We start from the raw sequence: 13,732 nt of genomic DNA, 5'->3' as shown, positions 1-13,732 counted from the left end.
CCCTACTCCCGCTCGATGATCAGGTTGCCGAACTCGTCGACCCGCGCCACCAGGTCCGGGTCCACCACGACCGTCGCGTCCGGCTGTTCCAGAATGGCGGGCCCATGCACCCGCGCGCCCACCGGCAGGTCCAGCCGCGACCAGACATTGGCGGCGTGCCAGCCGCCATCGAACCAGACCTGCCGGGCCCCGCGCGCGGCCCCCTCCACCGTCGCATCCGCCGGCGGTGCCAGCGCGCGCAGGTCGAAATCCGGCCGCACGCCGATGGCCGCGGTGCGCAGCGAGACGATGCGGATCGGCAGGCCGGGCAGCAGCCGGCTGAAGGCGGTGCGGTAGGCCGCTTCGAAGGCCGTGCGGATGATGGCTTCCGAGACGCCGGTGGTGCCGTCCCGCACATGCACGGGCACTGGCACCGCCACGGTGTGCGTCTGGCCGGCGTAGTGCATGTCCAGCTCGAACCGGATCAGTGTCTGCGAGACCGGCAGACCGGCCTGGTCCACCACCGCCTGTGCGGAGGCTGCCTCCGCCACCATGCGCGCGTCCAGCGCGGCAGCGTCGATGCCGTCCAGCGACAGGTTCAGCGTCCGCACCTGGTCGTGCCGAACATCGGCGATGACGCAGCCGAGCGCGGAGGTCACGCCGGGGAAGCGTGGCACCAGCGCCGCCCGCAGGCCGACCTCCTTGATCAGCGCGCCGACATGCAGCGCGCCGCCGCCGCCGAAAGGCAGGGCCACGAATTTCTGCGGGTCGTGGCCACGCTCGATGGACACCAGCCGGATCGCGCCCGCCATCTTCGCATTCGCGACGCGGACGATGGCTTCGGCCGCTTCCATTGCACCGAGGCCAAGTGGCTGTCCGATATGCTCCGCGATCGCCGCCTTCGCCCCCTCCACATCCAGCCGCGCCAGCGCGCCGCCGATGGGACGTTCCGCGTTGATGCGGCCAAGCACCACATTCGCATCCGTCAGCGTCGGACGCGTGTTGCCCTGGCCGTAGCAGACTGGGCCCGGCCGGCTGCCCGCGCTTTCCGGCCCGACCTGCAACAGCCCACCACGATCGACATGCGCGATGGAGCCACCGCCGGCGCCGATCGTGGTGATCTCGATCATCGGGCTGCGGATCACCAGGCCGAAATCGATGGTGGCCTGCGCCGCCAGTTCCATGCGCCCACGGCTGACCAGCGACACGTCGAAGGAGGTGCCGCCGAGGTCGCAGGTGATCGCGTTCTCGAACCCGGCCGCCTTGGCAATGGCCGCCGCCGCGATGACACCCGCCGCCGGCCCGGACAGCGCCGTCCGTACCGGTACGCCGCGTGCGGTCGCAGTCGACATGATGCCGCCATTCGACTGCACGATGTGGAAGCGGCCGGCAAAGCCATCCTCGCCCAGCGCCCGTTCCAGCTTGCCGAGGTAATTGGCGACCACAGGTTGCAGGTAGGCGTTCAACGCCGTGGTGGAGGCACGCTCGAACTCGCGGATTTCCGGAAGGATCTCGGAGGAGACGGAGACATGCGGGTTGGGCCACATCGCCCGCACCGTCATCGCCGCGGCGCTTTCGTTGCGCGGATTGGCGTAGGCGTTGATGAAGACGATGGCGCAGGCTTCCGCGCCGCGCGCCAGCAACTCCCGCGCCGCGCGCTGCACATCGGCCGCCTGCACCTGGGTATGGATGGTGCCATCGGCGAGCACGCGTTCCGGCACCTCGATCCGCATGTCGCGGTCCGTCACCGGCAGAAACTCGCCCCACAGGCCCCAGGTATGGCGCCGGTCACGCCGGCGCATCTCCAGCACGTCGCGAAAGCCGGCCGTGGTGATCACGCCGAGCTTGGCGCCCTTGCGTTCCAGCAGCGCATTGGTGCCGACCGTGGTACCGTGGACGATCGCCTCGAACCCGGCAGGGCCACCCAGCGAGTGCAGCCCGGCCATGAAGCCCACCGCCTCGTCGCCACGGTTGGACGGCACCTTGGCGACGCGGAAGGTGCCGAGCGTGGGGTCGAACAGGAACAGGTCGGTGAAGGTGCCGCCGACATCGACGCCGACAACCGGCCCGACCAGGGAATCGCCGCTCATGCCTCGTATCCATAATCGCGCTTCGCAGCGGCCGCGCTGACGAAGCCGAGCCGTACGTCGCGCGCCACCGCCTCCCGCGGCCGTTGCATCGGGTCACCCCAGCCGCCACCGCCGGGGCTTTCCAGCCGCAGCCGCTGCCCGCGGTTCAGCTTCACGCCGACGATCTTGCTGGCCATCGGCGGCGACTGCCAGCCGCCCACATCCTGCCAGGCGAAGCGGTTCAAGGCACCCTCCCCACCGCCCGCCACGCCGAACGGCGCGAAGCGGCCGCGTTCGCCGAGCAGCGCCACCTCCGTCAGCGCGGGCGACAGCGCCTCGATCTCGTACACGGCACCGACGCCGCCGCGGTGCAGGCCAACGCCGCCACTGTCCGGACGCAGCGCCCATTGCGTGAACATCACGGGATAGGCGGCCTCCAGGATTTCCGCCGGCGGGATCGTTGCGGTCGAAATGGGATTGTTGGCGTGGTGCAGTCCGTCGCTTTCCGGATTGCCGCCGAGTCCACCCCCGAAGAAGGAGAACATGACCCAGCGCGTGCCGTCCGTACGCTGTCCGGATAGCGACAAGGCGTTAATGGTCCCGAACGGAGCCGCCGTCGCCCGCTCCGGCACCGCCTTGCCCAGCGCGCCGAAGATCACGCCGATCAGGCGAAGGATCGTCTCGGTGTACCCCGCCACCGGTCGCGGCGGTCCCACGCCGAGCAGCGAGGTGTCCGGGATGACGAAGTCGATCGGCCGCAGCACGCCGGCATTGGCCGGCACATCCGGGAAGGCGTGCTTCAGGGCCACGTAGCAGGCGGCCACCGTCGTCGCATGGCTGATGTTGATCGGCCCCAGGCAGGCCGGCGAGGATCGCGAGAAGTCCAGCTTCATGCGGCCGTCGCGCAGCGTCATGTCGAGCGCGATGGTCAGCTTCTCATCCACCACGCCGTCATTGTCGAGGTAGTCCTCGAACGCATAGGCGCCCTCGGGCAGTGCCGCGATTTCCGCTGCCATCAGCGCCGCGGCGCGATCGGCAAGCGCGCCGAAGGCCTCCCGAACAACATCCTCGCCGCTTTCGTCCAGCAGTTCGGACAGGCGCCGGTCGCCGAGGTCGAGCGCGTTCAACTGCCCGTTCAGGTCGCCCCAGTTGGATTGCGGCACGCGCGAATTCGCAGCGAGGATATCGACGATGTCCTGCTGCATGACGCCGGCTCGGATGAGCTTCACGGGCGGGAAGCGCACACCCTCCTGGTGGCTTTCCGTGGCGCGCGGGTTGTAGTTGCCGGGCACGTTGCCGCCGATGTCGAGCCAGTGGCCGACGCTCGCCAGCCAGCAGAACAACGCGCCGCCCCGGAACACCGGCCGCACCAGCCGGAAGTCGTTGAGGTGCGTGCCGCCCTCATAGGGATCGTTGAAGATGAAGGTGTCGCCTGGCTCCAGCCCGGCACCCGCCTCCACGCGACGGATCACCGCCTGCACCGCGAAGGACATGGCGCCGACGAAGATCGGCAGACCCTTGGTCCCCTGCACCAGCGTCGCGCCCGTCTCCGCGTGGTATAGGCCGTGGCAGGCGTCGCGCGCTTCCGCGATGATCGGGTTGAAGGCGCTGCGGTACAGCGTCGCGTCCATCTCATCGGCGATCTGTTCCAGCCGTCCCTTGAGGACGGCCAGCGTGACGGCATCCAGCGTCATGATTTCAGCAGTTCCACCAATGCGAAGGCCTCGTCATGCGGCGCCATGCCCATGACCGCATCCTCGATCGCCGCGGCACGGTCCCGGCCATAGACCGGTCCGGCGAGTTCCTGGAACTTTTCCCGGACCTCAATTTCCGTGTAGGGGTCTTCCGTGTCGCCGCGGTTGGTGCTGGCTGCCGCCTCGTGCCGCGTGCCATCCGCCAGCACCAGCGTGACGCGCGCCGGCCGCAGGCCCGGCAACTGCGCCGTCATCGCCGGATCCTCGTCCACCGTCACGCGCGATGCCAGCGCCAGGATGTCCGGATCCTCCCGCGCCGGTCCGCGGAAGGCCGGCACCGTTGCTGCACCATGCGCCAGGTAGGTCGCCATGGCGAAGGGAATGCTGAACTTCGCAGCCAGCATGTTCGGCGCTGCCGGGCTGTCGAGCTGCGCCGCCCAGACATAGGTCTCGACCCGGATGGAGGCGACATCGGCCGGCCGCAGCGGCCCGGTACGCGCGACGATCGCGGACAGCGCATCCAGCGCGCCATGCGTGTAGCGGCAGGCGGCGTGGCGTTTGAAGTAGTTGCGCGCGATCTCCCACCTCGATCCCAGGTCGCGCACCATCTCCGCCGGCTGCCAATCGGTCGCCGAGACCTGGCCGAAGATGGTGGCGACGCCGTCACGCTCGCCGATGAAGCCGGCGCGCACCAGGTCCCACACCGTCAGGCCCAGCATGTTGGAGACGCCGGCATAGGTGTTCCGCACCGTCCCGCCCTCCAGCATCGTGCGGCGGGAGGTCGCGAGTCCGAGCGTGCTCGCCATGTTGATGGCGCCGGCGAACTCCTCCGCGCTCGCGCCGTGCAGCTTGGCGATGCCCACCGCGGCGCCGAGGGTGCCCCAGGTTCCGTGCGGGTGCATGGCGACGTTCAGCTTGCTGGCGATGCCGACGCGCGCCCCCATCTCGTAGCCCAGCGCCAGTGCCACCAGCAGTGCCGCACCATCGCCACGCGGCGCGGCCAGCAGCGCTGGCACCACATGGATGGCGGGGTGGCCGCGGGCGTACTGGTTGCCCTCGTCGAGTTCCAGCATCGTGCCCGCGGTGCCGTTCAGGAAGGCCGCCGTGCCGGGCCGGGCGCCGGAGGCATGGCCAATGACGGCGGCGTCGCCGTTGCCCTCCCGCGCAATCATCCGCCCAGCCAGCGTCTGCGCCTCCGCCTCCTGCGCCCCGGCCGCGATGGCGCCGATGCAATCCAGCAGCACCAGCCGCGCCCGCTGCGCCACCTCCGCCGGCAGGTCGGCGAAGCGCGTGCCGGCGGCGAAGCGCGCCCATTCGCCGAGCCAGCGCGGCGGCGGTGCCGCCAGCAGTGCCGAGGCGGGTTCGACCCCCTGCGTCACGATGCCCATGCTTCCGTTTCCTTCCCTAGAGACCGAGATAGGCGCGCTTCAGCTCCGGGTTCTCCCGCACCTCCGCAGCGCGCCCGGACAGGGCGAAGCCGCCATGTTCCAGCACATAGGCACGATCCGCCAGGTCGAGGGACTGCGCGACATTCTGTTCCACCAGCATGATGGCAAGCCCCTCGCCATGCAGTCGCCGCACCAGGCCGAACATCTCCTCCACCAGCAGCGGTGAGAGGCCGAGCGAGGGCTCGTCCAGGATCAGCAGCTTCGGCTCCGCCATCATGCCGCGCCCGATGGCGAGCATCTGCTGTTCGCCACCCGAGAGCGTTCCGGCCGCCTGCGCCACCCGCTCCCGCAGGCGGGGGAAGACGGAAAAAACCCTCTCCAGGTTCCGCGCCCGGTTCACCTTGGCGCGGCGGTAGGAGCCGAGTTCGAGGTTCTCCCGCACATCCAGGTTGGGGAAGATCTTGCGGCCTTCCGGCACCTGGATGAGCCCGCGCGCCATCACCTGTGCCGGCGACAGGCCGGTGATCCGCTCGCCCTCGAAGCGCACCTCGCCGGACCGCGGCTTCACCAGGCCGCTGATGGCCATGTTCAAGGTGGTCTTGCCGGCGCCGTTCGAGCCGAGCACGGCGACGATCTCGCCACCCGTCACGTCCAGCGAGACGCCTTCCAACACCCGCGTCAGCCCATAGCCCGCAACCAGGTCCCGAACCTCAAGCATGCGCGTTGCCCGAAAGCCGCGCGGCCGCGCCATGCCCGAGATAGGCCTCCACCACCGCCGGGTTCGCCACCACTTGCGCGGGCGTGCCGCCGGCGATGATGCGGCCCTGCGCCAGCACATGCACCGATTCGCACAGGTTCATCACCGCCTGCATGACATGCTCGATCATCAGTACCGTCACACCGCTGTCGCGGATGGCGCGCACCACCGGCACGATGTCACGCACCTCGGAGGGGTTGAGCCCGGCCAGCACCTCGTCCAGCAGCAGCAGCTTCGGCTGCGTCGCCAGCGCCTTGCCGAGCTCCACGCGCTTGCGGCCAGACACGGTCAGCGCCGCGGCGGGCTTGTCGAGTTCGCCACGCAGCCCGACCTGCTCCGCCACCTGTTCCGCCGCCGCGATCGCATCGGCACGCCGGCGGTGCCGCAGGAAGGCGCCCACCGCGATATTTTCCCGCACGCTGAGCCCGGCGAAGGGCTGCACAATCTGGAAGGTGCGCGACAGCCCCTCGGCCGCCAGCAGATGCGGCGCGCGGCCGGTGATGTCGGCACCCCGCCACAGCACCTGGCCGCTGGTCGGCTTCTGGAAGCCAGAGGCAATGGCGAACAGTGTCGTCTTGCCGGCGCCGTTCGGCCCGATAAGTCCGGTGATGCTGCCCTCCGCAACGGCGAAGCTGGCGTCGTTCACCGCCAGCAGGCCGCCGAAGCGCATGGAGACGTTGCGGACCTCCAGGAAGGCACTCATCGCCGCCACCGCACGAAGCGCAGCAGGTGGCGCGGCGGGAACCGCACCACCAGGATCAGGAGCACGCCGAAGATCACCAGGTCGATGCCGGGGATGCGGCCGACCAGGGTGCGGGTGAACTCCGCCAGCGTGTGAAGGATGACCGCGCCGATCACCGGCCCGAACACCGTGCCCGCGCCACCGATGATCGGCGCCAGCAGCGCTTCCACGCTGATCCAGGTGCCGTAGGCAATGGTGCTGTCGAGGTACAGGAAGTACTGCGCATACAGCCCGCCCGCAGCGCCCGTGATGCCGGCGGACAGCGTGATAGCGGAGAGCTTCACGCGCAGAACATCTACGCCGACGGCCCGCGCCGCCTCCTCATTTTCCCGCACCGCCACAAGCTGCGCGCCGAGGCGTGACTTCTCCAGCGCTCGCGTCAGCAGCAGCGCGAGGGTCACCAACGCCAGCACCGCCAGGTAGAACCAGCCACGCGATTCGAATTGGAAATTCGCCGCGCGCTGGTCCAGCGGGATCAGGATGCCCGCCGCGCCGCCGGTGACCGGCATGGCATTGGCCAACACGCGGAACACCTCGGCGAAGGCCAGGGTGACAAGCGCGAAATAGCTGCCGCGCAGGCCGGAGCGGAAGGACAGGGCGCCGATGACCCAGCCCACCAGCGCCGCCACGGCGATGCCGGCGAGGAAGGTCACATACGCATTCACCCCATAGCGCACCTGCAACACCGCGGTCAGGTAGGCGCCCGTGCCGAAGAACGCGGCATGCCCGAAGGAGTACTGCCCGCCGAACCCGCCCAGGATGTTCCATCCCTGCGCCGCCAGCGCCAGGATCAGCGTGAAGATCGCAAAGTTCAGCAGCGTCCCGGCGGTGACGAACACGGGCAGCAGCGCCGCAACGGCGCCGAACAGCAGGATGGGCCAGACATCGCGCGGGCTCACGCCTTCGCCCCGAACAGGCCGGTCGGCTTGAACAGCAGCACCAGGATGAAGATGACGAAGATGCCCAACTGGCCGAGGCTGTCGCCGAGATACAGCCCGGACAGGCTCTCCACCACGCCGATCACCAGCCCGCCCAGCAGCGCCCCCGGCACGCTGCCCATGCCGCCGAGCACCACGATGGTGAAGGCGACCAGCACGAAGGCGTTGCCGACGCGCGGGTTCACGTAGAACGAAGGCAGCAGCAGGCAGGCCGCCACCGCCAGGCAGGCCGTGCCAATACCGAATGTCACCGCGTAGACATGGCCGACATCGATGCCGACCAGCGCCGCCCCGGTGCGTTCCTTCGCCACCGCCCGGATCGCCCGCCCGGTATCCGTCATGCGCAGCAGCACGAACAGCACGCCGGCCACCAGGAACGCCACGCCGAAGCCGACCAGCCGCGGGAAGGACAGCAGCATCGGGCCGAGTTCCACCACCTCCATCGCGTAGTCCAGTTGCACCGACAGCGTGTCGGACCGGAAGATCGCCAGCATGGCGTTCTCCAGCACGATGGAAAGCCCCAGCGTCACCAGCAGGATGTTCTGGTCGTCGCCGCGGCTCGCCGGGCCGATCACCAGGCGCTGCACGGCGTAGCCGAGTGCGAAGAAGATCGGCACCAGCGGCAGGATCGCGACGTAGGGGTCAAGCCCGAAGGCCGCCCAGGCCACCCAGGCTGCGTACATGGCCAGCGTCAGCAGCGCGCCATGTGCGAAGTTGATGATGTGCAGCACGCCGTAGACCAGCGTCAGGCCCAGCGCGACCAGCCCGTAGACCGCACCGGTGAGAAGGCCGTTCGCCACGGCCTCCATCACGATCTCTGGCGGAAATTTCAGCATGCGGCGCGCCTAGTTCAGGCGCGCCGGGCGGCCGAATGGCCGCCGCCGCGCATGCGGCGAAGCCAAGGCGGCCGCATGGCCGCCGCCCGGCGTCCGAGCGTTGGGCAAGATATCAGGCCGGCCAGGGGAAGACGGCCTGCGCATCCGCGAAGTCGCGCGGGAAGATCACCTTGATGTCGTTGTCCTGCACCTGCGTGTTCACCGCCTGGCCGGCCTGGTTCTGGCCGTTGACGAAGCGGGTGGGGCCATAGGGCATGATGTGGCGCGTGAATTTTTCGTCTGTTGCCGCCAGCGCCTCGATCACCTTGTTGCGGTCGGCCGCACCCGCGCGTTCCAGCGCATCGGCCACCAGCATTACCGCGGAATAGTTCATCGGCGTGTTGTACAGCCAGAAGCGTCCCTGCGCCTCAACCTGCCGGCGCAGTTCCGCCGTCTTCGGCTTGCGCGGGTCGGCCCAGTGGTTGACGTCCATGACCAGGTTCGCCGCTTCCGGGAATTCGCGCACGAACCGGTGGTTGGACGCGGCGCCGTTCAGAACGCAGTAGATGCCCTTCGGCCGGATGCGGCGCTGCTGCAGGGTACGCGACAGCAGCACGAACTCCGCATAGTAGCCGGATGGGATGATCAGGTCCGGGTTTAGCGCGCGGATGCGCAGCGCGATGTTGGACATGTCGCGCGCCGGCGTCGGGTGGCTGATCGTCTCCAGCACCTCGAAGCCGCGCTTCGGCAGTTCCGCGCCCATCAGCCGCGCCATGCCGGACCCGAACAGGCCATCCTCATGCACCACGACCACGGTCTTCGCCGGCTTGCCGGCCGCGTCGTTGATCGTGACCAGGTTGTCCAGCGCCGCGGCCGTGATGCTGCCGAAGCCCGGGCTGAAGCGGAAGGTGTTGCGCAGCCCGCGCGTCACGATGGCATCGGAGACGCCGACATCCGCCACATAGGGCAGGTCGTAGCGCGACGCCGCCTGGGACGACGCCAGGCAGATGGGGCTGGCGAAACCGCCGACGACGGCCACCACGCCCTCCCCGTTCATGCGCTCCACCTCGGCGGTGCCACCCTCGGGCGAGGACCGCGCATCGCCGAACACCATCTGGATCTGCGCGCCGCCGAGCGCCTTGATGCCGCCGGTCGCGTTGATCTCCGCAATCGCCAGTTCGGCGCCGAGGCGGCCATACTCGCCGTCCTGCGCCAGCGCGCCGGTCACCGGCTGCAGGATGCCGAGCTTGATGGCGGCCGGCTGCGCCCGCAGCACTCCGGGCGCGGCCAGCGCGCCCAAGGATGCGCCCGCGGCGCCCAGCAGCACCGCGCGGCGGGAAGCCGTGGCGGAGGTTATGAATGCGTTCGGCATTGTTCTCGTTCCCCGTTCGTCGTCCCAGCCCGCGGTGGCCCGCGCAGGCGGAATATCTGCGCCTGACCGGTGCCGGAGGCAAGCGGCCGCGCCTGTGCAAACCCGCAGCAAAGGCGCATCCTGATGCCCCGAGAGGCACAGTGCCGCCCGGTTGGGCAGTCCGGGCGCCGCGCGTTGACGCCCGCCGCGCCTGCCCCTAACCCATGCCCTCAACAACAGCCCTGGGAAGGTCACGCCGATGCGCTCGCATGAGGGCCAGTTCTCCGACAACCGCCCGATCCGTCGCTCGCCACAGGAGAAGCGCCGCCTGCTGGCCGAGCTCAAGGAAACCCTGGCGGGAATCAAGCCGCACAACTCCCCGGCGCTCCGCACCACGCTGCTGGCGCGTATCAAGGAACTGGAGGCGGAACTCGCCCCCGAACGCAAATAGGCGTGCCGGCGGCGTCTCCATCCTCGGCGGAGGGGCGCCGCGCCCTGGCGGGCATGGGCCTGATGCTGGCCTGCTGCCTGGTCTTCGCCGTGATGGGCGCCTGCTTCCGCGCCGCGATGCAGGATGGCCTGCCGGTGCCGCTGGTGCCCTTCGCCCGCGGCGTCTTCACCATCCTGATCCTGCTGCCCTGGCTGCTGCGCGCTGGCCCCTCCGCCCTCGCCACCCGTCGCCCCGGCGCCCATCTGGCGCGCTGCGCTGCCGGGTCGCTGAGCTTCATCCTGTCGATGTACGCGCTGCTTTGGCTGCCGCTGGCGGATGCGGTGGCGATCCTGCACGCCAAGCCGCTCTGGGCGCTGCCCTTGGCCTTCCTGCTACTGGGGGAGCGGATTGGCTGGGACCGCGCCGCGGCCGGGGCGGTCGGCTTCGCCGGCGTGCTTGTGATCGTCGGGCCGCAGGATGCGCTGACCTCGGCGCCCTCGGCTGGCACGCTCGCAGCCCTCGCGGGCGGGGCGTCCGGGGCCATGGTGCTGGTCGCGGTGAAGAACCTGTCCTCCAGCGAGCCACCCTCCCGCGTCGTTGCCTGGTATGCGATCGCCTCCGTACTGGTCTGGGCGCCGGTCTCGGCCTTCGTGTGGGAAACGCCTTCGCTCCGCGCGCTGCTGCTGCTGGCCGCCGGATCCGTCTGCGCCGTGCTGGGCGATTTCCTGGCCTCCTGGTCGGCGCGCCGGGCGCCGGTCGGCGTGCTGGCGCCGATGGAGTACGTGCAGATCCCGGCCGCTGCCCTGATCGGGCTGTTGGTGTTCTCCGAAGTGCCGGGCTGGAGCCTGTTGTGGGGCACCCTGATCATGGTCGCCGCCACACTGTACATCGCGCATCGCACGCATCGCGGCGGTTGATGTTGCCCAGATTTTAGGCCTAAAGCCTATCCCGAAGGCAGACCGCTGCCTGCCGGGGCGCTGCGACTTTGCCTCGGACGATGACAGTCGTGGATTCCAGGTTATGTTGCGCCCGACCCCCCGGAGGACGCCCGCCCCATGCTGAACCGTCGCACCCTGCTCGCCACCGCCGCCGGCGCTGGCCTAGCCCTGCCTGCCATCCGCACCGCCCAGGCGCAGACCGCGGTGCGGTTCACGCTGGATTGGGCACTCCAGGGCAACCACGGCATGTGGGCGCTGGCCGAGGATCGCGGCATCTTCCGCCGCGAACAGCTCGCTGTACGCATGGACCGCGGCTTCGGCTCCGGCGATGCGCTGGTGAAGGTGGGCTCCGGCGCCTACGACATCGGCTTCGCGGACTTCTCCGGCGCGGTGAAGTTCAACGCGGAAAACCCGGCCAGCCGCCTCGTCATGCTGTATCCGGTGTTCGACCGCACGGCGGCCGCCATCGTTACCATGAAGGGGCGCGGCATCGAGAAGCCGCAGGACGTGGCGGGCAAAAGCCTCGGCGCGCCCGAGGGCGAAGGCTCCCGCCTGCTGTTCCCGGCCTTCGCCAAGGTCGCCGGCATCGATGCCTCCCGCGTCCGCTGGACCTCGATGGCAGCCAATCTGCGCGACACCATGCTGCGCACCGGGCAGGTGGATGCCGTGACCGGCTTCCTGTTCACTGTCCACTTCAACCTGGTCGGCCTCGGCATCCCCGAGGACAACATCCTGTCCTGGCCCTATGCCGAGAACGGCCTCGACCTGTACGGCTCCGGCGTCTTCGCCCGCGCGGACTGGATCGAGCGGAACCCTGAAGTCGCCGCCCGCTTCGTCAAGGCCTCGATCGATGGCCTGAAGCTGCTGCTGAACGACGTGCCCGGCGGCATGGCGGCGCTGAAGCGGCGCGAGGCGCTGTTCGACGAGGCGTTGGAATCCCGCCGCTTCGCCATGACGCGCGACCGCTCCATCATCACGCCGAACAGCCGGGCCGGCGGCATGGGCCATCTGGACATGGCGCGCGCCCGGCAGCTGGTGCAGGTGAATGCGGAGGCGCTGGGCGTCGCCACCCCGCCGACGGCCGAGAGCATGTTCACCGACCGCTTCCTGCCGCCGCAGTCCGAGCGGATGTTCTGATCCGTGGCCAGGACCCTTCTGACCGGCGCGCGGGTCCTGGCCCCGGATGCGCTGTCCTCCAGCTTTTCCGAGATCCTGGTCGAGGATGGCCGCATCGCCGCCCTGCTGCCGCCCGGCAGCACGGTGGAATCCGCGCGGCCCTACGACGCCAGCAACCGCCTGGTGATCCCCGGCTTGGTCAACGGCCACAGCCACAGCCATGGCGGGCTCTCCAAGGGTGCGGGGGACAAGTGGGACCTGGCGCTGCTGCTGGTGCACGGCGCCTGGATCAGCGGCGGCCGCCTGTTGCAGGACAAGTACCTGTCCAGCGCGCTGAATGCGGTGGAAAACCTGAAGAAGGGCTGCACGGCCGTCTACGATCTGCCGGCCGAACTGCCCTGCCCGACCGTGGATGGGCTGGACGCGATGGCGGAGGCCTATGCCGCCGTCGGCCTGCGCGCCGTGCTGGCGCCGATGCTGGGCGACCTCACCTTCTTCCAGGCCACGCCGGGCCTCATCGAGGCGCTTCCGGAGCCGCACCGCGCCCGCGCCGCCGGCCTTGCCACGGCACCAATGGCACAGACCGTGCAGGCTGTGGAGGAGATTGCGCGCGGCTGGTCGCATGATGCACGCGGCATCCGCTTCGGCTGCGCGCCGACCATCCCGCTGCACGGCACGGACGAGTTTCTGCGCGAGTGCCGCAGGCTGTCCGCGGAATACGGGCTGCCGATGCAGTCGCATGTCGCCGAATCGCGATACCAAGCCGCAGGCGGCGCGCTGCGGTATGAGGGCGCGACGCTGCTGGAACACATGGACCGGCTCGGCCTGGTTGGGCCCTGGTTCAGTGTCGCGCATGGCGTCTGGCTGACGGGTGGCGACCTGGCGCTGCTGGCGGAACGCGGTGCCGGCATCTCGCATAACCCCGGCGCCAACATGCGGCTTGCCAGTGGCATCGCCCCGGCGCGGCGGGCATTGGCGGCGGGCGTCACGCTCGGCATCGGCACCGATGGCTCATCTTCCTCCGACAACCAGAACATGTTCGAGGCGATGCGCCTGGCGGCCTTCGCCTCCCGGCTGTGGGAGGATGCAGAGGAGGCCGAGTGGCTCGGCACGGCCGAGACCTTCCGGCTGGCAACGCAGGGCTCCTCGAAGCTGATGGGCCTCGATGGCGGCACGATCGAGGCCGGGCGCAACGCCGACCTGGTGCTGCTCGACCTGCACCACATCAACTGGGCGCCGCTGAACGATGCGGCGAACCAGTTGGTCTGGACCGAGGATGGCAGCGCCGTGACCGATGTGATGGTCGGCGGCGAGTGGAAGCTGCGCAACCGCATCGTGCTCGGCATCGACGAGGCGAAGCTGGCGCAGGAAGCCAATGCGGCGGCGGAACGCCTGCGCGAGGTCAATTCCGAGACACGGCAGTGGTGCGAGGCGGTGGCGCCGCATGTCGCCTGCCATTGCCGGTCCATGGCGAAGGGCTGGACTCGTTCAAGGCGCCTGCTGAAGGCCGACTGA

At 69.7% G+C, this 13,732-nt stretch carries 12 protein-coding genes; 4 read left to right on the top strand and 8 right to left on the bottom strand.

Annotation, left to right across the window (positions count from 1 at the left end; translation table 11 throughout):
* Positions 1-2 precede the first annotated feature (2 nt).
* The 8 genes from ACLF3G_RS20990 to ACLF3G_RS20955 all read right to left on the bottom strand — a co-directional run bounded on the left by ACLF3G_RS20990 (position 3) and on the right by ACLF3G_RS20955 (position 9,754).
* Positions 3-2,069 (bottom strand): hydantoinase/oxoprolinase family protein, encoded by a 2,067-nt coding sequence (locus ACLF3G_RS20990; RefSeq protein WP_430671360.1) that lies wholly within the window; start codon positions 2,067-2,069, stop codon positions 3-5.
* Complete coding sequence (locus ACLF3G_RS20985; protein WP_430671359.1) at positions 2,066-3,742, bottom strand: hydantoinase B/oxoprolinase family protein; 1,677 nt, start codon at positions 3,740-3,742, stop codon at positions 2,066-2,068. The genes ACLF3G_RS20990 and ACLF3G_RS20985 overlap by 4 nt, the downstream gene beginning before the upstream one ends.
* Positions 3,739-5,130: an MmgE/PrpD family protein gene (locus tag ACLF3G_RS20980; protein WP_430671358.1), complete on the bottom strand. Its 1,392-nt coding sequence runs from the start codon at positions 5,128-5,130 to the stop codon at positions 3,739-3,741. The genes ACLF3G_RS20985 and ACLF3G_RS20980 overlap by 4 nt, the downstream gene beginning before the upstream one ends.
* 16 nt (positions 5,131-5,146) lie before the next feature.
* Complete coding sequence (locus tag ACLF3G_RS20975; RefSeq protein ID WP_430671357.1) at positions 5,147-5,848, bottom strand: ABC transporter ATP-binding protein; 702 nt, start codon at positions 5,846-5,848, stop codon at positions 5,147-5,149.
* Positions 5,841-6,590: an ABC transporter ATP-binding protein gene (locus ACLF3G_RS20970; RefSeq protein WP_430671356.1), complete on the bottom strand. Its 750-nt coding sequence runs from the start codon at positions 6,588-6,590 to the stop codon at positions 5,841-5,843. Before ACLF3G_RS20970 ends, ACLF3G_RS20975 begins: the two co-directional genes overlap by 8 nt.
* On the bottom strand, positions 6,587-7,528 hold the full coding sequence (locus tag ACLF3G_RS20965; protein WP_430671355.1) for a branched-chain amino acid ABC transporter permease: 942 nt from the start codon (positions 7,526-7,528) through the stop codon (positions 6,587-6,589). Before ACLF3G_RS20965 ends, ACLF3G_RS20970 begins: the two co-directional genes overlap by 4 nt.
* Entirely contained in the window at positions 7,525-8,403 is an 879-nt protein-coding gene (locus tag ACLF3G_RS20960) for a branched-chain amino acid ABC transporter permease (RefSeq protein ID WP_430671354.1), read from the bottom strand. The genes ACLF3G_RS20965 and ACLF3G_RS20960 overlap by 4 nt, the downstream gene beginning before the upstream one ends.
* A 112-nt stretch (positions 8,404-8,515) precedes the next feature.
* A complete protein-coding gene (locus ACLF3G_RS20955; protein ID WP_430671353.1) occupies positions 8,516-9,754 on the bottom strand; it encodes an ABC transporter substrate-binding protein in 1,239 nt (412 codons plus the stop codon).
* Positions 9,755-9,992: 238 nt separating this feature from the next.
* On the opposite strand from ACLF3G_RS20955, the gene ACLF3G_RS20950 reads away from it, so the two are divergent.
* The 4 genes from ACLF3G_RS20950 (at position 9,993) to ACLF3G_RS20935 (ending at position 13,732) form a co-directional block, all read left to right on the top strand.
* Positions 9,993-10,184: a hypothetical protein gene (locus tag ACLF3G_RS20950; RefSeq protein WP_430671352.1), complete on the top strand. Its 192-nt coding sequence runs from the start codon at positions 9,993-9,995 to the stop codon at positions 10,182-10,184.
* Between the two features lie 2 nt (positions 10,185-10,186).
* Positions 10,187-11,080, top strand: a complete 894-nt coding sequence (locus ACLF3G_RS20945) for a DMT family transporter (protein ID WP_430671351.1) — start codon at positions 10,187-10,189, stop codon at positions 11,078-11,080.
* Between the two features lie 138 nt (positions 11,081-11,218).
* Positions 11,219-12,238, top strand: a complete 1,020-nt coding sequence (locus tag ACLF3G_RS20940) for an ABC transporter substrate-binding protein (RefSeq protein WP_430671350.1) — start codon at positions 11,219-11,221, stop codon at positions 12,236-12,238.
* Positions 12,239-12,241: 3 nt separating this feature from the next.
* Positions 12,242-13,732 (top strand): amidohydrolase family protein, encoded by a 1,491-nt coding sequence (locus ACLF3G_RS20935; RefSeq protein WP_430671349.1) that lies wholly within the window; start codon positions 12,242-12,244, stop codon positions 13,730-13,732.

Source organism: Falsiroseomonas sp. HC035, assembly GCF_050563525.1.
Taxonomy (GTDB): Bacteria; Pseudomonadota; Alphaproteobacteria; order Acetobacterales; family Acetobacteraceae; genus Falsiroseomonas.
The sequence above is the reverse complement of the archived record's forward strand: the minus strand, read 5'-3'. Positions and strand labels throughout refer to the sequence as shown.

What these genes read in the sequence shown, in the direction of transcription:
- ACLF3G_RS20990 (WP_430671360.1), bottom strand. Translation starts at nt 2,069, where the DNA reads ATGAGCGGCGATTCCCTGGTCGGGCCGGTTGTCGGCGTCGATGTCGGC.
- ACLF3G_RS20985 (WP_430671359.1), bottom strand. Translation starts at nt 3,742, where the DNA reads ATGACGCTGGATGCCGTCACGCTGGCCGTCCTCAAGGGACGGCTGGAA.
- ACLF3G_RS20980 (WP_430671358.1), bottom strand. Translation starts at nt 5,130, where the DNA reads ATGGGCATCGTGACGCAGGGGGTCGAACCCGCCTCGGCACTGCTGGCG.
- ACLF3G_RS20975 (WP_430671357.1), bottom strand. Translation starts at nt 5,848, where the DNA reads ATGCTTGAGGTTCGGGACCTGGTTGCGGGCTATGGGCTGACGCGGGTG.
- ACLF3G_RS20970 (WP_430671356.1), bottom strand. Translation starts at nt 6,590, where the DNA reads ATGAGTGCCTTCCTGGAGGTCCGCAACGTCTCCATGCGCTTCGGCGGC.
- ACLF3G_RS20960 (WP_430671354.1), bottom strand. Translation starts at nt 8,403, where the DNA reads ATGCTGAAATTTCCGCCAGAGATCGTGATGGAGGCCGTGGCGAACGGC.
- ACLF3G_RS20955 (WP_430671353.1), bottom strand. Translation starts at nt 9,754, where the DNA reads ATGCCGAACGCATTCATAACCTCCGCCACGGCTTCCCGCCGCGCGGTG.
- ACLF3G_RS20950 (WP_430671352.1), top strand. Translation starts at nt 9,993, where the DNA reads ATGCGCTCGCATGAGGGCCAGTTCTCCGACAACCGCCCGATCCGTCGC.
- ACLF3G_RS20940 (WP_430671350.1), top strand. Translation starts at nt 11,219, where the DNA reads ATGCTGAACCGTCGCACCCTGCTCGCCACCGCCGCCGGCGCTGGCCTA.